This window comes from Parafrankia sp. FMc2 (assembly GCF_041008525.1).
Lineage (GTDB): Bacteria > Actinomycetota > Actinomycetes > Frankiales > Frankiaceae > Parafrankia.
The window spans coordinates 34,870-53,091 of record NZ_JBFLUG010000030.1 but is presented as its reverse complement, the minus strand read 5'-3'; the positions used below and the strand labels follow the sequence as shown (position 1 = coordinate 53,091).

17 protein-coding genes are annotated in these 18,222 nt (G+C 72.8%); 6 read left to right on the top strand and 11 right to left on the bottom strand.

Going from position 1 to position 18,222, the window contains the following annotated elements:
- Window positions 1-58 precede the first annotated feature (58 nt).
- The 4 genes from AB1460_RS13350 to AB1460_RS13335 form a co-directional block, all read right to left on the bottom strand.
- Window positions 59-823 (bottom strand): SDR family oxidoreductase, encoded by a 765-nt coding sequence (locus tag AB1460_RS13350; RefSeq protein WP_368961471.1) that lies wholly within the window; start codon window positions 821-823, stop codon window positions 59-61.
- Window positions 824-932: 109 nt separating this feature from the next.
- The gene (locus tag AB1460_RS13345; protein WP_368961469.1) at window positions 933-2,138 is read right to left on the bottom strand and encodes a branched-chain amino acid ABC transporter substrate-binding protein; all 1,206 of its coding nucleotides are present in this window, start codon (window positions 2,136-2,138) and stop codon (window positions 933-935) included.
- 135 nt (window positions 2,139-2,273) lie between these two features.
- Window positions 2,274-3,683, bottom strand: coding sequence for a CoA transferase (locus tag AB1460_RS13340; protein ID WP_368961468.1), 1,410 nt, complete (start codon window positions 3,681-3,683; stop codon window positions 2,274-2,276).
- 172 nt (window positions 3,684-3,855) lie between these two features.
- A complete protein-coding gene (locus tag AB1460_RS13335; RefSeq protein ID WP_368961466.1) occupies window positions 3,856-4,908 on the bottom strand; it encodes an asparaginase in 1,053 nt (350 codons plus the stop codon).
- Between the two features lie 243 nt (window positions 4,909-5,151).
- Here AB1460_RS13335 and AB1460_RS13330 point away from each other — a divergent pair, with 243 nt between their 5' ends.
- Together AB1460_RS13330 and AB1460_RS13325 are read left to right on the top strand one after the other, a co-directional pair.
- Window positions 5,152-6,345, top strand: a complete 1,194-nt coding sequence (locus tag AB1460_RS13330; protein ID WP_368961465.1) for a thiolase family protein — start codon at window positions 5,152-5,154, stop codon at window positions 6,343-6,345.
- 123 nt (window positions 6,346-6,468) lie between these two features.
- The gene (locus tag AB1460_RS13325) at window positions 6,469-6,696 is read left to right on the top strand and encodes an FmdB family zinc ribbon protein (protein WP_084131392.1); all 228 of its coding nucleotides are present in this window, start codon (window positions 6,469-6,471) and stop codon (window positions 6,694-6,696) included.
- Between the two features lie 29 nt (window positions 6,697-6,725).
- Here the strand turns inward: AB1460_RS13325 and AB1460_RS13320 are convergent, their stop codons facing one another.
- The 6 genes from AB1460_RS13320 to AB1460_RS13295 form a co-directional block, all read right to left on the bottom strand.
- A complete protein-coding gene (locus AB1460_RS13320) occupies window positions 6,726-7,031 on the bottom strand; it encodes a hypothetical protein (protein WP_368961464.1) in 306 nt (101 codons plus the stop codon).
- Window positions 7,032-7,050: 19 nt separating this feature from the next.
- The gene (locus AB1460_RS13315; protein WP_368961462.1) at window positions 7,051-7,413 is read right to left on the bottom strand and encodes a hypothetical protein; all 363 of its coding nucleotides are present in this window, start codon (window positions 7,411-7,413) and stop codon (window positions 7,051-7,053) included.
- 478 nt (window positions 7,414-7,891) lie between these two features.
- Window positions 7,892-8,317, bottom strand: a complete 426-nt coding sequence (locus AB1460_RS13310; RefSeq protein WP_368961461.1) for a DUF2795 domain-containing protein — start codon at window positions 8,315-8,317, stop codon at window positions 7,892-7,894.
- Window positions 8,318-8,499: 182 nt separating this feature from the next.
- Window positions 8,500-9,054, bottom strand: coding sequence for a hemerythrin domain-containing protein (locus AB1460_RS13305; RefSeq protein WP_368961460.1), 555 nt, complete (start codon window positions 9,052-9,054; stop codon window positions 8,500-8,502).
- A 99-nt stretch (window positions 9,055-9,153) separates the two neighbouring features.
- Window positions 9,154-9,885 (bottom strand): metallophosphoesterase family protein, encoded by a 732-nt coding sequence (locus AB1460_RS13300; protein WP_368961458.1) that lies wholly within the window; start codon window positions 9,883-9,885, stop codon window positions 9,154-9,156.
- Window positions 9,882-10,937, bottom strand: coding sequence for a phospholipid-binding protein (locus AB1460_RS13295; protein WP_368961456.1), 1,056 nt, complete (start codon window positions 10,935-10,937; stop codon window positions 9,882-9,884). The genes AB1460_RS13300 and AB1460_RS13295 overlap by 4 nt, the downstream gene beginning before the upstream one ends.
- Before the next feature lie 875 nt (window positions 10,938-11,812).
- On the opposite strand from AB1460_RS13295, the gene AB1460_RS13290 reads away from it, so the two are divergent.
- The 3 genes from AB1460_RS13290 to AB1460_RS13280 all read left to right on the top strand — a co-directional run bounded on the left by AB1460_RS13290 (window position 11,813) and on the right by AB1460_RS13280 (window position 14,661).
- Window positions 11,813-12,358, top strand: coding sequence for a MarR family winged helix-turn-helix transcriptional regulator (locus AB1460_RS13290; protein WP_018639131.1), 546 nt, complete (start codon window positions 11,813-11,815; stop codon window positions 12,356-12,358).
- A gap of 276 nt (window positions 12,359-12,634) precedes the next feature.
- Entirely contained in the window at window positions 12,635-13,975 is a 1,341-nt protein-coding gene (locus AB1460_RS13285; RefSeq protein ID WP_368961454.1) for a CapA family protein, read from the top strand.
- Between the two features lie 173 nt (window positions 13,976-14,148).
- Entirely contained in the window at window positions 14,149-14,661 is a 513-nt protein-coding gene (locus AB1460_RS13280) for a DoxX family protein (RefSeq protein WP_368961453.1), read from the top strand.
- Between the two features lie 198 nt (window positions 14,662-14,859).
- Here the strand turns inward: AB1460_RS13280 and AB1460_RS13275 are convergent, their stop codons facing one another.
- Window positions 14,860-15,111, bottom strand: a complete 252-nt coding sequence (locus tag AB1460_RS13275) for a DUF6158 family protein (protein WP_368961452.1) — start codon at window positions 15,109-15,111, stop codon at window positions 14,860-14,862.
- Between the two features lie 648 nt (window positions 15,112-15,759).
- On the opposite strand from AB1460_RS13275, the gene AB1460_RS13270 reads away from it, so the two are divergent.
- Window positions 15,760-18,108, top strand: a complete 2,349-nt coding sequence (locus tag AB1460_RS13270; protein ID WP_368961450.1) for an Hsp70 family protein — start codon at window positions 15,760-15,762, stop codon at window positions 18,106-18,108.
- The last annotated feature ends 114 nt before the right edge of the window (window positions 18,109-18,222 follow it).

The window sequence follows — 18,222 nt, the reverse complement described above, 5'->3', positions numbered from 1 at the left end:
AAACACCGCGGGATCCGTGTGGTGTTCACCATCCATTGCGCGCACCGAAATCCGGCGGTCAGGACACCTTTCGCGCGGGCCGCATCACGATGTCGGTCACTTCGACCCTGCGGGGGAGCTCCACGACGGAAAGCACCATCGCCGCGACGTCCTCCGGCTGCATGAGGCCTTCGGGATCCCAGTCCCGCCCCTCGCTCTCGAAGATCTTCTTCTGCATGGCCGTCGCCGTTCGGCCGGGAAGGATCGTGCAGACCCGCGGGCCCGTGGGCCCGAGTTCGGCGCGCAGGCTGTCCGCGATGGCCCGCAGGGCGTGTTTGGTGGCGGCGTACTGACCGACCGCCGGGCCGGCGGCCAGGCCCTGCGTGGAGTTCACGAAGATGATGTCGCCGAACGACCGCGTGAGGTCCGGCAGGAGAAGCTGGGTCAACGCGTACGGTGCCCGCAGGTTCACGGCGTACTGATCGTCGAGGTCGGCCAGGCTCGCGATGCTCATGGGGCTGCTGTGGTAGACGCCGGCCGAATGCACCAGCACGGAGACCTCGCCGAGAGCCTCCCGCGCCGTCTCCGCCAGCTTCTCCCGGCCGCGCGCGTCGGTGATCTCGGTGGCGAAGACCCGCACGTCGAGCCCGCGCCGGTCGGCGGCGTGGGCGAGCCGGGACAGGGCCGCGTCATCGCGCCCCGTTGCCAGGACGGCCGCACCGGCCGCCGCGAGATCAAGTGCCACGGCGTAGCCGATGCCGCTGGAGGCACCGGTCACCACCGCCGCCCGGTCCGCGAGGCGGCCCGGGGGCGGGTCATCACCATCGATCAGCGACCGCACCATGAGAGACAGACAACCCTAACGTTAATGGAAGGTTTGACGTGCCCCAACCCTACGACGAAACCCGCGGAGCCGAACGGACTGGTCGACCGTGCCGTGCCATGTCCCGCCGTCAGGAGTCGATCAGGTCCGAGATCTGCCCCAGACCCACGATCTCTCCGTCCTCCACCTTGTAGAGATAGACCGTCGGCGCCCGGAGCTCGCCGGTGTCCTCGAACGCGACGTCCCTGGTCACGCCCTTCCAGTCGACGTCCGCGAAGGCCCGGGCGACCGCGGCGCGGTCCGGGCTGTCACCGATGGTCCGGAGCACTCGCACCACGGCGTTGGTGGCGTCATAGGCCTCGGCGGAGAAGACCCCCGGCGGCGTTCCACCGTTGAGCCGCCCGTAGGACGCGACGAACTCCTCCGCCCCCGGCCGGTCCCCGCCGCCGTCGCCACCGCCGCCGTCGATCTCGCCGATGTCGGCACAGGCGCAGGAGAAGTAGGTTCCCTCGGCGACGTCCGCGCCGGCCCGGGTGACGAACCGGGGGTCCCTCGAGCCGTCACCGGCCATCAGGGTGCCGGCGAAGCCCTTGTCGCGCAGCGCCGCGGCCAGCCGGGCGAAGTCGGCGTAGTACCCGGCGTAGTAGACGACGTCCGGTGCCTCGGTGGTGATCCGAGCGGCCTGGGCGGTGTAGTCGCGGGTCGGGTCGATGCCGTCATGGATGACGTCCACCCCGTCGGAGTTCAGCTCCGCCTCGAGCGCGGTCGACAGGCCGATGCCGTACTCGCCGCGGTCGTCGATCGAGTAGACCTTCGTCGCCTCGAGCACGGTGGAGATGTAGTCGGCGACGGCCCGGCCCTGCACCGAGTCGGGGGCGATGGCGCGGAAGAAGGTCGTGAAGCCCAGATCCGTCAGGGCCGGGCCGGTGGCGGACGGAGTCACCGAGAGCAGGCCGGCCTCGCTGTAGAACGGCTCGCTGACCTCGGTGGTGTCGGTGCGCAGCGGCCCGATGACCGCCAGGACGTCGGAGTTCCCGGTGAGGCTGCGGGCCGCGCCCGGTGCCCGGCCGGTCGAGCCGGCGTCGTCGACCTGGACGAGCCTGAGCCGGAACGGCACGCTGGCGTCCGCGTTGACATCCTCGACGGCCGTCCGCACGCCGGCGAGAGCATTGAGGCCGAGCTTGCGGTCGTCGCCGGAGAGCATGCCCTGGAAGCCGATGGTGATGGTCCGCCGACCGTCGCCGGGGGTGTCGTTCCGGCCGAGCCCGCAGGCCGTGAGGCCCGCCACCAGCACGGCGGCGAGGGCGATCGCGCCCCTGGCCGGTCGCCTGATCATGTTGTGCGCCCCCCTTGCGTCCACGCGCCGCGGCGATGCCGCAGGACCCAGTCCTACGCGACGGCGACGCGGTGGACGCGGGCGCCCGGCCCGTTCGGGCCGGACGCGCCGCTGGACGCCGGACCAGGGCCTGGGCTACTCGCTGGACTCCCAGCCGGGAGGGCTGGTGCCGAGGGAGGCCGGTGCCATGGTCCACGCGGGGGCGCGGCCGTCCACCGCTCCCGGAGGTGCCACATAGGAGAGCTCACCGAACTCGCTCCGCAGCCGCCGGCAGAACTCCTCGACGTCCGCTCTGGTCAGGTCGGGCGCGGCGAGGGTGTCGTGGTGGCCCAGCTCCTGCAGCCAGCGGCCGGTCCGGGCCAGCGAGGCCCGTACGTGCCAGCTCCCGCCCTCGGCGGCGCGCCGGGCGAGCGCCGACAGGACGCCGGAGGCGAGCAGGTACGCGGTCGCGTGGTCCAGGACGGGTGCGGGCAGCGAGTGCGGGTGGTCGCATCCGCCGGCCCGCGCCGCGCTCACCGAGATACCCGACGCGGTCTGGACCAGGCTGTCGAAGCCGCGCAGGCCACTCCACGGGCCGGTCCGGCCGTAGGCGCTGATGGTTCCGACGACGATCCCCGGCCGCATGCGGGCCAGGGCCTCCGGGCCGAACCCCAGCCGGTCGAGCGCACGCGGTCGGTAGGACTGGATCACCACGTCCGCTGTCGAGACCAGCTCGGCCAGCCGGCGCGCGTCGGCGGCGACCCGCAGGTTGAGGAAGGTGTTGCGCTTGCCGAACCCGGTGTCGATCAGCAGCGATCGGACCTCCGGCAGGTGTGCGGCACCCACCCGCAGCACCTCGGCGCCGTAACCGGCCAGTACCCGGGCGCAGACCGGGCCGGCGATGACGCGGGTCATGTCCAGCACGCGGATGCCGGCGGCGGGCAGGTCGGCCGGCGGCAGCGGGACGGCGTCACCCGGCCCGACCCGCTCCGTCTCCAGCAACGGAAGCTCGGCGACCGCCCGCGCCTGCCGGTGGACCCGCCATTCCTCCTCGTCGCGGGCCATCGTGGCGCACATGCCCATCGCCTGGAGCTCGAGCTCGAGGGACTCGGCCTCGAAGCGCCCGACGGCCCGCTCGACCGCGGCGCGGTCGTTCGGCACGTCCAGCAGGTCCAGGATCCCGTTGCGGTGGTGCGGGAAGTTGCAGTGCAGCTGGATCCACCGGTCGTCCGCCGTCCGGTAGTAGCCCGAGATCGGGTCCCAGGGGCTTGGCAGGGGACGCCCGTCGAGCCGCAGATAGCGCTCGCTCCGGAACGCCGCGCAGGCGTGCCGGGTGTCCACCGCGATCGCCGGCTGGTCACCCGCGGACAGGCTCCCCGTGTTGCGCACGCCGAGTAACCGCCCCGCCCCGACAGCTGCCGCGGCCACGCTGGACGTCGCCACGGTCGTCACCCGATACAGACTCGGCAGGACGTCGGGAGGACCGGTCACCGTGAGCCGGTCCGTGATCCCCGGGTCGCCCATGAGCATCGCGACCTGGTCGGTGATCATCGCGTTGTCGGCCATCTCCCCATCCCGTGAAGCGGATCAGCACGCCGCCTGATGAGTGATCGGCCGGACCGCGCGCGTTACCCCCTCCCCCAGACCATGTCCCAGAGTGAGGCTTATGTGACGGACAGCATTGCACACACCCGCTATCCCGCGCACGCAACACCGTTTCCGGGCACGTCGCCGACTCTCAGGGCGCCAGAAACGCCCGCAGCCTGCCCACCTCGACGCCACCCCCGAGCACCTTCGGGACGCCGATCGCCGCGAGCCGCACCTCGTCCACCTCGTCCACCGCATCCGGGCCGTCGAAGGCACCGAGGCGGCGCAGCGCGGCGACCAGCACCGGCATGGCCGCCCGCTGGGACCCGTCCTCGATCTTCACCGCGGCCGCGAGGCCACTCGCCGTCGCGGCCACCGAGACGCCCTCGGCGCCGTCCTTGGCGATGATCCACGGCACCGCGAGCATCAGCTCCGTGTCCGGCCGGCCCGGGCCGCCGACGCGGTCGGGGAAGGCCCGCATCGCCGCTGCGACCCGCTGCCGGGGCGACCGCGGCCCCGAAGCGGCCTGGGCGATCCTCCGCATCCCGCGGGCAAGGCCGACCAGCGGGATCCCGAACAGGGGCGCGCCGCACCCGTCCACCGCGGTGCCCGCCACCGGGCCGCCGACCAGCTCCTCGATTGACGCCCGGATCCGGAGCTGCAGCGGATGATCCGGGTCCTGGTAGCCGTCCACCGGCCAGCCGGAGGCCACACAGCTGGCGATCATCCCGGCGTGTTTGCCTGAGCAGTTCATCAACAACGGCTCGGGTCCGCCACCGGCGGCGAGGTGCCGCTCGCAGGCGAGCCGCCCGAGCGGGAGGTCCGGCGGGCAGGCCAGGTCGGCCGGAGTCCGCCCGACCGCCGCGAGCACTGCCCGGACCGCCGCCAGCTGCGTGTGCTCGCCGCTGTGCGACGAGCACACGATCGCGAGCAGCTCGGGTGGAATACCTCGCCCGCCCGGACCGAACGCGCGGTCGAGCCCGGCTGCCAGCATGCCGACGGCCTGCATCGGCTTCACCGTGGACCGCGGGGAGATCACGGCACCCGGATCGCCGGCGGACAGCTCTACGGTGCCGTCCGGGCCGAGCCCCACGACGGTGCCTCGGATCCGGCTTTCGACCAGGACATCCGCCTCGGACGCCCGACCGCGCAGCACCTCGGCGACGACCGGCGGCACCCCCGCCGCACACCCGGTCCCGTTCATGATCGCGGAGCCGCCATGACCTCAGGCTACGTGGGCTCCGGCCGCCGGTCGCCTCGACAGGCGGCCTCCCGCGGGGAGGGGTGGCGCCCCCTTGGTCGACGCGGAGTGACACCCCGTGGGCCGCGCCACACCACCCCCACAGCGAGACCCATGCGGTGAGTTGCCTTTTCCAACCTAGTGGTCCACACTGAAGCAGCACGGTGAGTCTGGTTTTCGGACTCACTCGGGACGGAGGAGCATCCGATGCGTGACGCCGTCGTCGTCGAAGCGGTACGGACCCCGATCGGGCGCGGGCGGGCCAGCGGGAGCCTCGCCCCGGTCCACCCCGTCGACCTGCTTGCCCACAGCCTCGCCTCGGTCGTCGAGCGGTCCGGGGTCGACCCCGCCCTGATCGATGACGTGATCGCCGGCTGTGTCACCCAGACCGGGGAGCAGTCCGCGAACATCGCCCGCTGGGCGGGGCTCGCGGCCGGCCTGCCCGAGTCCGTGCCGGCGACCACCATCGACCGGCAGTGCGGCTCGTCCCAGCAGGCTGTGCACTTCGCCGCCCAGGGGGTGATCTCCGGCGCGTACGACATGGTGCTCGCCGCCGGCGTCGAGTCGATGGGCCGCGTGCCGATGGGCTCCGCGGCGCTCCCCGGCGACAGCCGCGGGATCCGCCTCAACGAGCGGTACCCGGCCGGCCTCGTCCCGCAGGGGATCAGCGCCGAGCTGATCGGCGCCCGCCGAGGCATCAGTCGTGCCGAGATGGACGAGTTCGCACTCGCCAGCCATCTGCGCGCTGCCGCGGCCGCGCAGGACGGCCTGTTCACCCCCGAGATCGCACCGGTGAAGGTCACCCGCCCGGACGGGTCCGTGGTCGAGGTGGCCGCGGACGAGGGCATCCGCCCGACGTCGAGCCTGGCGGCGCTCGCCGGCCTGCGTCCCGCGTTCTACGACGAGGCGAGCGCGGCCCGCTTCCCGGAGATCGGCTGGAGTGTGACGGCGGGCAACGCCTCGCAGATCAGCGACGGGTCGGCCGCCCTGCTGATCACGACCTCCGAGCGTGCCCGGGAGCTGGGTCTGCGCCCGCGGGCGCGGCTGCACAGCTTCGCGGTCGTCGGTGACGACCCGTTCCTGATGCTGCGCGGCGTGATCCCCGCGACCCGCCGCGTCCTGGAGCGCTCCGGACTACGGCTCGACGACATCGACCTGTTCGAGGTGAACGAGGCGTTCGCCGCGGTGGTCCTCGACTGGCGCGCCGAGATCGGTGCCCCGGCGGAGAAGGTGAACGCCCGGGGCGGGGCGATCGCTCTCGGTCACCCGCTCGGAGCCAGCGGTGCGCGGATCATGACGACCCTGGTGCACGCGCTGGAACAGACCGGTGGACGGTTCGGCCTGCAGACGATGTGCGAGGCCGGCGGCCTCGCCAACGCGACGATCATCGAGCGGCTCTGACGCCGTCGGGCCACGCCGCCATCGGCGGTGGCCCGCCGACCCCCGGGAGCTGACGCCCGGGAGCCGGTACCCGGCCGGGCGACAGGCCGGCATCGTGTCGCGATGCCGGCCTATCCTTGGCTCGTGCCTGCCTACGAGTACCGATGCCGTGTGTGCGACGCGTCCTTCGAGGTGCGTCGCGGGATCCACAGTGACACGACCACCGCGGCCCCGTGCCCCGCAGGTCACCTGGAGACCTCGCGGGTCTTCTCCGCGGTGGCGGTGAGCCGTGGTGCGTCGGCGCCCGCGATGGCCGCCGCGCCCGCCGTCGGCGGTGGCGGGGCCTGTTGCGGGGGCGGCTGCTGCGGTTGACCTGCGGCTGACGTCACCCGGCCAGTGCCTCAGGGCTTCAGGGCCTGGCTGTTCTTCAGCGGCTGGCCGTTTCCGCTCTCCGGGCGTCTGGTGTCACTGTCCTGAGAGCGGGTCGCCGCAGGCGTGACCGGGCGTCGCCCGCGCGACGCCCTGCTGCGGGTGCCGACGTCCACCTGCCGCTCACGCTGGCCGCCGGCCGCGGCAGCACGCTCGGCGATCAGCCGGCGCGTGATGATCCGCATGGTCTCGACACGCTCCTGCTCGTCGAGACCACCGGCAAGCGTCACCAGCAGGTCGGAGGATCCTGCTCCACCCACACCCAAGGTCCCAGCCATGGCTGTCCCCTACCCAGGTTCAGCGGTTGGCACGCTCCGCCGACCCGTCTGAGGGGGCGGCTGTCGGCGCGGTCGCGGGCGTCGGCGCGGACCGGCTCCCCCTCGGCAGCGAGGCGCCGCCGCTCCGCACCAGTCTGCGCATCGCGCCGCTCGCCTCACGCCGGTAGTCGGCAAACGCCTGCCGCGCTGCCCGCCGGAGCTCGTCGGTCGGCACCGCCCAGTCGATGCCGGGACGCCCCAGCACCAGGCCGGTAGCGACGATCAGGGTCCAGAAACCCAGCACGGCGCCTACCGCGAACAGGTCCAGGGCGCCGACCAGCGCTGATCCGACGAGCAGCATCGCCGCCCCGATCAGTGCGAAGGCGATCGGGTGCGCGGACACCCACCGGGACACCCGGTGGTCTCCACTGACCGGCCGCCGCCGACCGGCCGCCGGTCGCCGCGGCCGGGCGGCTGGCCGCCGCTGCCCGGTGGCCGGACCACGTTGCCCGGTGGCCGGACCACGTTGCCCGGTCGGCTGCCCGCTCGCCGCGGGGCGTGTTCTGCCGTCCGGCCTTCCCCGTCCGGATCCCTCCGGACCGGTGGCGGGGGGGCCGTCGGCCCCGTCCAGAGGTTCGGGCCGCACCGCGAGCGGGCTGGGCACCTCTGCTCGCGCGGTGGACCGGGTGCGTCGGTTCGTTCGTCGTTCCAGGACAGGACCATCCATGCCAGGCTTCTGCCCGGCGTTCGCTCCTCGTACCGGTCCGCCCGCCATCGACATCCTTATTCACCCACAACATTTCTCACCCAGGTCAGCAGGTTTACGGGCCGCGAGCCGCCCACCACTCGCACCGGACCGCCCAGGGGTTGTGCGGAGTGGTTCAGTAACGCCGCGACTCGACGTGGGCGTCGGAACGCAATGCCCGCCAGAGCTGGCCCAGCGAGGTGAACTGGACGCCTTCCGGCGCCCCGCGGACCTCGTCCACCACCCGGTCGGGCGCATGGTGGTGGCGCAGGTGGTCGACGACCTCGTCCCGCTCGGCGGGGAAGACCGCCCGGCCCAGCCAGCGGCCCAGCTCCGAGCGCTCCTCGACGTCCGCCGGCGTCATTCCCGGCGGCGTGCTGCCGAGCAGTCCCGCACCGTCCGGACGGGCGGCGAGCGCCGAGGCCTCCTCGGCCGGCGGCTCGGGGGATTTCCATTCCTCGGCGCGGGTGTCCCGGCGTGCACGGACCATGCCCCGGACCTCGTGAGCCATCACCTCGTCGCGCACAGGTCCGTGCTTGGCACTGCCCCGATCCATCGACATGTGACGTCCTCTCCGTTCGGATGCCCCGCGACCCGGTGGCGTCGCCGGTTCGTGACCGGCGACGCCACCGGCGTGTTCTGGGCCCTACCCGCAGCAGGCGGTCAGCCCCACCTCGGACCGGACGTTTCCCGACCCGTTGGCACGTTCGGGCAACCGCCCGGCAGCCCGGTGCGGGTGCCCGGCTAGCGCTGGCGGCGGCCGGAGAGAAGGTCGCGGGCCCGGTCGGCCACTCCCGTTCCCACCCCGACGAGGACGTTGAGCGGCGGCCGGTCGGGGGCGCCCGGGTGCGGGCGGGTCGGCGCGACCACTTTGGCGCCCTCCACCAGTTCGGCGAGGCGACGGCGGTCCTGGACGGGCATGAGCCGCCGCAGCACCGGGAACCAGCCCTTCTCCTCCTCGCGCACATGCCCGCGCACCACGCGCATCAGCTCGCGGGCCAGCGGGTCGAAACCGGCGTCCATCGGCTTCATCCGGTCCAGCCGGCTCATGATCCGCTCGGCTTCGGCGTGCTCGGCGATCTCCCGGTCGACGATGGTGTGGCCGTTCGGGAGCACGAGGCGCGCCCGCGGGTAGACGTACATCTCCTCGGCCTCGGCGTGCCGCACGAGCTCGATGATGATGTTGGTGATCAGGCGCCGGCGCTCGACCGCGGACGGGGTCCGCTCGTAGTCGCGGAACCACTGCTCGATCCTGGTGTGGTCGGCGGTCAGCACATCGACGACGTCTGGCTCGCGCATGTCAGGCCTCTTCCGTCCAGGGGCGGTGGGCCATCCGCCGCCCTCGCGGGCGATGCCTTCCCTGACCGCGACAACAGAACCCTCACCGTGACGGAGATGTCACGAAGAGCAGGTGTCGTGGGCGCTGACCTCGTACAGGGCGAAGGCCCGGCCGATCACCGGCCGGGCGACGTTGCGCACCGGCACCCCGCCGGCGGTACGGCCCTTCTCCGATCCGCCATGGGCGTGCCCGTGCAGCGCGAGCTGGGCGCGGCCGCCGTCGACGGCCTCCGCGAGGTGGTAGCTGCCGAGGAACGGGAAGATCTCCGGGCGCTCACCGGCGAGCGTGTCCGGGACGGGCGAGTAGTGCGTGAGCGCGACCCGGATGTCGCATTCCAGGGCGTCGAGGGCGCCGCGCAGCGCGGCACTCACCTCCTTCGAGTGACGGACGAACGCCTTCATCAGCGGTTCACCGAAGTCGCTGCCGCTGGCCCCGGCGAACCCGCCGCCGAAACCCTTCGCACCGGCGACCCCGAGGCAGGTGTCGCCGACCCGCAGCACCATCCCCTCACCCTCCAGCGTGCGGACGCCTGCCTGGGCCAGCACCTTGACCACCTGGTCGGGCTGGTCGCCGTGGTGGTCGTGGTTGCCGAGCACGGCGATCACCGGGATCTCGGCCCCGGCAAGCTCGCCGGCCACCACCTCGGCCTCCGCCACACTGCCGTGCTGGGTGAGATCGCCGGCGATCAGGAGGACGTCGGCGAGGTCACCGATCCCGGCCAGGCAGGGCGCGAACGACCCCGGCGAGTCGGTACCCAGGTGGATGTCACCGACGGCGGCAATTCTGATCACGACACGCTCTCCACCGTCGGCGGGGACTCCTGCTGCGACACAGTGACCTGGTTACGGATCGGCCGGTCGGGAACGATCTCGGCGAGCACGATGTCGACGGCGGTCCGGCGGGTCTCCAGGGCCACCTCGCCCCGCACGGTCACGGCGTCCGACGCCACGGCGACCTCCAGGCCCAGCTCGGCGACCCGCGGGTCCTCCGCCAGGCGTTCACGCAGCTCACCTGCGAGGTACTCGGCCGGTTCGGTGACGTCCAGCTGCCCGGCCGCGGCCAGGCCGGAGTCCGAGACGAGAGCTGAGTCCGAGCCGAAGGCCGGGGCTGAGACGCTCTCGGGCGCGCCGGTCACCGCCCCGCTGTCAGCCGGCGGGGTGGTCACCGCCTCGCCCGCAGACCCCCGGCCGGAGGACGGCAGGCCGACGGGCGACGGACCGGCGGACGGTGGACCAGCGAACGGTGGACCGGTGAACGGTGGACCGGGCGGACCGGCAGGAGACAGGCCGGCGGGCGCGGGAATGAGCTGCAACCGGGTCGCCACGAGCAGGGCGGCCTCGGCGAACGGCGACTCCGCGGTGGCCCGGCGCACCTGCGTCCAGTCCACCTGCTCCCGCATCGCCCGGATCATCGGGATGACCCGGCCCAGATCGCAGTAGCGCTCGTCCAGAGCAAGCAGGGTCATCTCGAACCAGTCGGTGGCGTCCAGCACCGGCATCCGGACGGAGTCGACCGACATGTCCCGGGACCGGGCCAGCATCTCGTCCGTCACCGCCCGCCCGACCGGGTGGTGGATCAGGTCCACCAGGACGTCGCCGTCGTAGACCTTGGTCAGCCAGTCCTCCGGCGGGTCCACCGGGCGCAGCCCGGCGTCACACAGGACGTCCACCGCCCGCGGGACGTCCGTCTCGCGGAGCATGAAGTCGACGTCGTGCACCGGCTCGGGCCCGCCGCGTGCCCAGCAGGCGTAGCTGCCGCCGAGCGCGAAGGGGATCTGTGCCTCCTTGAGCGTGACGGCGACCCGTTTCAGGCTTTCCCGCAGACCGCGGGGTGCGTCATCCATGACGGTCGGGTACCCACGCCGATCGTTCTGACTCCCCGAACGCCACATCCGTGTCGGGCGGCCCCGCATCGGGCCGCGAGCGGGCACATCACCGCCAATTCGGACACAACCTCGGTGCCGCACCACGGTGACACAGACGACCCTATGGTCGGGTTCACGACACGTAAGCACACGGTCTTCCACCGGCTGCATCTGCACGGGCATGGCGCCGTTTCCCGCCGGCAGGTGCCCTCCCGGACACGGCAGGTAGGCCGTGCGGGTCGCACCACCAAGGGGCCCGGCCGGCCCGGTACGAAGAAGTCCACCTTCTTGTTCCCGGGCGTGACAGACGTGACGTACGCATCCCGATCCTGGACGACTGTATGCGGCACAGGACGCTCGTCAGGCGATATTTCCTGACATAGGTCTCGCTGACATATCTGGTCCCAGGGTTGCAACCTGTTCCCGGGAGGTTGCCCGGGCCGATACGAAGGCCCAGGTCCTGCGGCCTGGCAAGGGCCCGCTCGGGCTACGCCAAACACGGCACGGCCACACCGACGAGCAGCCTGAATCGATCCCCCTGGCACCGGTCCGCCCCCGGACGGCGCCATGTCAGGCACACTCGCTGAGCACGATGAACATCATCGGAGATCGGCAGCGGAGGTCCGGCACCGCACGATCCATATCTTTCAGTAACCAGTGATGTTTTGGAACATGCCGGATGAGTTACCCGTTCCGGGGGGTCGCCCTCGTTCGATTCCTCCGGCTTGCCGGCAACGGGCGTACAGATGCGAGATGATGACCAACGCGAAGCCCTGCCGTCGGGCGCACGAACGTCCCCGCCCTACCGCCCGGAATGGAACGAAGCCCTGACCCCGCCCACACGATCCGAGCATGTGACCATCCAGACCCGTGAGGACGCCGTGAACCAGCGATACCCGGGACCGAGACGGCCGGCCGAGGAGACCGACCCCGGCCGTGCGCGGCCCGTCGCAGACCTGTCGACACACCCCGGACAGCTCGCCCGCCGTCTGCAGCAGGTCACATATCAACTCTGGACGGCAGTCGTCTCCACCGAGACGACTCCGCCGCAGTTCGTCGTTCTCAACAGCCTGCTCGCCGACCCCGACATCGACCAGCGCACGCTGGGCGAACGGGCGTCGCTCGACCGCTCCACCGTCGCCGACGTCGTGGCCCGCCTCGTGCAGCGCGGCCTGATCCGCCGTGTCCGCGATCCTCGCGACGGCCGCCGCAACGTCCTGCGGCTGACGCAGCGCGGCGAGGCGACCCACAGCCATGTCGCGAGCCGGGTGGAACGCATGAACGACCTGCTGCTCTCCCCCCTGTCCACCGACGAGCGCACAGCGCTGCGCTCCATGCTGACGCGGATCATCGAGTCCGTGCCGGCGATCTCAGCGGCGGAAGGGACCGCCGCGGTCTGACGCGGGATCGGCCTCACCTCTCAGAAAGATCGAACTACCAAGAGTAGTGAGGCCGACACCCGTCGCCTAGGTTGGAGGGGTCCACCCGTCCGACCAGCCCGAGCGATGGGGACGATGCCGCGCAGACGCTCCCGGCACCAGCTGCGTCCCTGGCGTCGCAGGCGCTCGTGGCACCGGCCGCTTTCCTGGCACCGGCCGCTTTCCGCGCACCGCCCACGTTCCGCGCATCGCCCACGTTCGTCGCACCCGCCCGAAGTGACCAGCCCGCGCCCCGCAGTGCCGACGGATGGTCGGCACGACCCTCCGTCCGGGCGGCTCCTGATCGCGGGAGCTCTCGTCCTGGCGGCCGCGGCTGTCGGTTTCGGGCTGTATCCGGACGTCCTGAGCCGGCATCTGCTGACTGTCAGCAGTGATCCCGCCGGCGTCCGCATCCCCCCGGACACCACCGCCCGGTCGGCCTGGCCACCGTCGACGGGAGGTCCGTCAGGCGGCCGCGGCCGCGGCCCGGACCGGGAGGCCACGGAACTGACGCTGATCTTCAGCGGCGAGCTTCTCCTGACCGGTGCCGCGGCCGAAGCGACACTGGCGCCGCTCGACAGTCTGCTCTCCTCCGCCGACCTCGCGGTCTGTCAGGGCCCCGCCCTCACGGGAGCGCCCGAGCCAGCCGCCGAGGCACTGCGCCGGGCCGGTTTCGACGCCTGTGCCACCGCGACCAGTCACACCGCCCAGCTGGGGGATGCGGACAGACGCAGCCTGCTGGACGCGCTCGACGGCGCCTCGATCAACCACAGCGGAGCGGCGCGCGACCGCGCCGAGGCCGGGACACTCACCCTGCTGCCGGTCCACGGCGCCCAGATCGCGCTGCTTTCGGCCACCGACGCGGATCAGTCCGCGGCCCCCTCCGCCGCGACGGGCGGTGACACCGACGGCGGAGTCGATCGCCTCGACCCCGTGCGGATCCTGCAGGACGCGGCCCGCGCCCGGGACGCCGGAGCCGACCTGGTCATCGCCTCCCTGGACTGGCGTGGCCCCCGCTCCCTGGCACCGGCCGCATCGCCCGCATCGCCCACCTCGACCCCACCGACCCCACCGACCCCACCGACCGAACGGCAGCGTTTCGCCGCCCGCGAGCTGCTGGGCTCGCCGTTGATCGATCTGGTGGTGGGTTCGGGCAGCGGCGCGGTGCAGCCGTTCGAGGCAGTCAACGGAAAGTACGTCGCCTACGGCATGAGCGCCGCCACGGCCTCCGCCGGGGGTACCCGCGGCGACGCCCCGGGGAGCGCCCCCGGCAGCGCCCGGAGTCGGGACGGCCTGCTGCTGCATGTGCTGGTACGCAACACCGGGCTCGGCTGGGTGATCGCCGGCCTCACCTACAGCCCCACCTGGACCAGGGATGACGGCGCCGTTCTTCCCGTTGCCGACGCCCTCGACGACCCGGGCACCGCTCTCACCGTCCGGTCGGAGCTGACCGCCTCCTGGCTGCGAACGGTCGCCGCCGTGACCGGGCTCGGACCAGTGGACGGAGCCCGCCCCGACCGCGCGCCCCGCCACTTCGACACCGGCCCGGCGCCGGCTGCGCCCCCTGGGGACGGGACCACGAACGGGACCACCGGCTGAACAGAAAGCCACCGGGCCGGCTTTCGGAGCGCAAGCTGTCGAATCTGCGACGAAGTACCGCTAGCGTCTGCGGTGCGGCAGACCCCTCTGACCCGGTGAACAACCTCGCGCCACTCATACCCATGGATCCCAACCGTCCGTACGGCCGGTCCCCTCCCCTGGAGGCAGTACCCGTGACCTCGCCCGACACCGCGGCGCTCGTGCTCAGAATCGTCGTGGGCCTGACCATCGTCGCCCACGGCTACAACCACATTTTCGGGCCCGGCGGCGTGCAGGGCACCGCGGGCTGGTTCTCGAGCATGGGCCTGAAGCCCGGCATCGTGCACGCCTGGATGTCCGGCCTGACGGAACTCGCGGCCGGTTTCGGCCTCGCCTTCGGGTTCCTGACCCCGTTCAGCGCGGGCGCGATCATCGGGACCATGGTGGTGGCGGGGATCACCGCCCACCGCAAGAACGGCTTCTTCATCTTCAAGCCGGGCCAGGGATACGAATACGTGCTCATGATCGCGGTCGTCGCGGCCGGCATCGCGATCCTCGGGCCGGGCAAGGCGTCCCTGGACCACGCGATCGGGATCGACCTCGACGGGTGGGCCGGCGGTCTCATCGCCGTCGGGCTGGGAGTCGTCGGCTCGGCCGGCCTGCTCGGCGGCGCCTGGCGGCCGGAGAAGCCGGCACCCACCACCTGATTCTCGGGCGCCTCGGAACCGCGGCGATCTCGTGATCGCCCGCGCCTCACCGCGGCCGGCCGCCACCTCCTGACCGCCCGACGGTCACGAGGTGGCGGCCGCTGTCTTTTCCAACCCGACCCGGCCCGATCAGGCCAGGGCAGGCCGTCCGGACCTGATCGGCGACGTCAGCGGGGCGGCGGGCCCGCCCCACCGGCCTCAGCCAGGCAGAAGGCCGGCCGCGCGGCGGCGGCCGGCCCTGGTCCGGCGCGGGTCGGGGCTGGCCGAGTCCGGAAAGCGGCGCAGGTACTCACGCTCGAGTTCGAGCATGCGCTGGGTGTGCGTCTCGAATGCATCCTCGCTCCCGGTGAGGAACGTGTCGTGCCTGGTCAGGTGCAGATGACGTACCTCCCGCACGAGGTCGGCATCGGACAGTTCAGGGGCGGGGATTCCCTCGGGGCGATGGCTCATGTCAGACAACTACCCGTAACCCGACTACCCGGAACCGCCACGGGCGCCGCGCCGGCGACTCCGGGAAGCAGATCGGGGCCGGGCGGCGGGGGAACCGGGTCCGGCAGCGGATTCGGGGGCACCGGGTCCGGATCAGGGCTCGGCGGCATCGGATCGGGCCCCGGCCCCGGCGGTACCGGGTCCGGACCAGGGCCCGGCGGCACCGGATCGGGCCCCGGCCCCGGCGGGACGGGGTCGGGCCCTGGGCCCGGAGGCGTGACGGCGTGCTGCGGATCCGCTCGTCGCGGGATGGCGATGCGCATAACCGGAACCTCCAGCTGTGAGCCGGTCACAGGGGCCCACTCGGGCCAGGCCCGAGCGGTGTTGCTCACCCCCGCCGCGGGTGACCGCGCGGCCCGCGCCGGGTGATCTCCTCTGGTCGCCTACCCCTCCCATCCCGTCGCACACCCGGCCCGCCGAACCACGGTGCGTGGACCGCCGCTACGATGCCCGGACAACGTCGGCCATCTCCGGACAACGCCGTGACCTGCGGTCGAACGTCCGGCCGAGGTCCAGGCGGCAGGACGTCCAGACGGTGGGATGTCCAGACGGTGGGATGTCACCACCGGCCGAAGGGCTCAGGCCGCGACGGTCAACGGAGGGGTGCCGGTGGGGGAGCCGATCCTCGCGATCGACTACGGCACCTACCAGGCATCCGCGGCGCTGGTCGTCGACGGTCAGGTCGCGTTGGTCCGGGAGCCGGCGAGCGGCGCTGTGGCCTGGCCCTCCTCGGTTCTGGTGGACGGCGACCTGCTGGTCGTCGGCACCCTTGCCGAGCGCCGCAAGCGCATCTGGCCGGCTGCCTACCACGGTGGGGTGAAGCGGGCGCTGACCCGCAACGCCGGCATCGTGCTGGACGGCCGCAGCCATCCCCCGGCCGGGCTGGTGACCGCGGTGCTCGCGGCGCTGCGTACCGAGGCGGAGGCCCAGGTGGACGGGGTGGCGCTGCGCCGGGCCGTGGTCACCGTCCCGGCGAGCTATGACCCGGCCGGGCCCCTGCGCCGCACGATGATCAACGCGGCCGAGGAGGCCGGGTTCGTCGACGTCGATCTGCTCGCCGAGCCGGTCGCGGTCGCCTGGGCACCGCCCGGACCCGCCAGCCCCCGGCCGGGTGATCTCGTGCTGGTCTACGACCTCGGCGGCGGCACCTTCGAGGCGTCCCTCGTTCTGTTCGGGGAGGGCGGGCGGCACGAGCTGCTCGGTCACAGCACGCTGCACGACTGCGGCGGGCGGGATTTCGACCAGCTCCTCTACGACGAGATCCTCGGGCACTACGGGCCCGGGCTGGAGCCGCTGCTCAACCCGTCCGGTGTCGGGGAGATGTTCCAGACCGCCGCCAGCCGCACCCGCCACGAGCTGCTCGACTTCGCCCGCGCGGTGAAACACCAGCTCACCGACGTCGCCTTCGTCGAGGACGTGTTCAGCCCCGCCGGCCTGCTCGTCAGCCTGGACCGGGACCGGTTCACCAAGCTGGCCTCACCCACCCTGGCCCGGACGATGGCCTGCTGCCAGCACCTGCTGGAGACCACCGGGATCACGCCGGAGAAGCTCGCCGGGGCGCTGCCCGTCGGCGGCGCGTCCCGGATGCCGGTCGTCACCGAGATCCTCGCCGGGCGGCTGGGGGTGGGCACCGACTGGCCCGCGCAGCACGTGTTCGCCCTCCCCGATCCGGACCAGGCCGTCGTGCTCGGCGCGGCCTTCTGGGCGGCGACGGTGTCGACACGGCGGATCGTCGCCGCCCGGCCCAATCCGGTGGTGCAGCCCGCCCGCTGGGACATTCCAGGTGGGCGGGCGACCATGGTGCGCTGGCTCGTCGAGCCCGGCGCGCGTTTCGACGCCGGGTCGGTGCTCGCCCGGGTCCGGCTCAGCGACGGCGCCCTGTTCGACCTGGCCGCGGAGGCCCCCGGCAGCCTCGTCGAGACCCACGCCGAGCCCGGGGCGCCGGTGCGGGACGTCGACTGGCTCGCCACCACGCTGCCCTCCGGCCCGGCCCCGGCCGGCGGCACCGCCCTGCCCGCCGACCTGCGCGGCTTCGAGCGCACCAGCCGCCCGTCCCGCAACGTCGAGGTGACGGCGCGGCGCACGCTCAGCGGCCACGAGCGCGACGTCACCTGCGCGGCCTTCTCCCCCGACGGCACTCTGTTGGCCACCACCAGCCGGGACGGGGCCCGGCTGTGGGACGTCGCCACCGGCCGCACCGCCGGCCGGTTGGCCGGGCGGCGGATCGCCGGCCTGCACGGCTGCGCGTTCTCCCCCGACGGGCGGCTGCTCGCCACGACCGGCGCCGACAAGACCGCACGGATCTGGGAGATCGCGACCGAACGGGCCGTGCTGAGCCTCGCCGGCCACAAAGGTCCCGTCTACGGCTGCGCGTTCTCCCCCGACGGGACCATGCTGGCCACCGTCAGCACCGACCGCACCGTCCGGTTGTGGGGGGTGTCGACCGGTTCCTGTCTCGCCACACTCGCCGGCCACCGCGGCGCTGTCTACGGCTGCGCGTTCTCCCCGGACGGCCACCTGCTTGTCACCGCCGGCGCCGACCAGACCCTGCTGTGGGACGCGGCACGCGGTGAGAGGATCCGTGACCTCGACGGCCACACCAACTTCGCGAACGGCTGCTCGTTCTCGCCCGACGGACTGTTGCTGGCCACGACCAGCAACGACGGCACCCGGCTGACCGACGTCCCGACCGGTACGGCGACCCTCACCCTGCCGGGCTCCGCGCAGAGCTGCGCGTTCTCCCCCGACGGGCTGGTGCTGGCGACCGCGAGCACCGACGACACCGCCCGGCTGTGGGATGTCGCGACGGGCACCGCGGTGGCGACGCTGACCGGCCACACCAGCACGGTGATGGCGTGCGCGTTCGCCCCCTACGGCCTGCTGCTCGCCACGACGAGCACGGACATGACCGCCCGTCTCTGGGACATCACCTACGTCCCCGACAGCACCATCCGCTGACCACCCCGGAGCAACCCCCCATTACCCTGCCAACGGCAGACATACGGGGGAACCGGGCGGGTCCACTCGCATCCCGGGCCCAGCGCTCCGTCCGCCGGCGGCGAACCAGCCGGT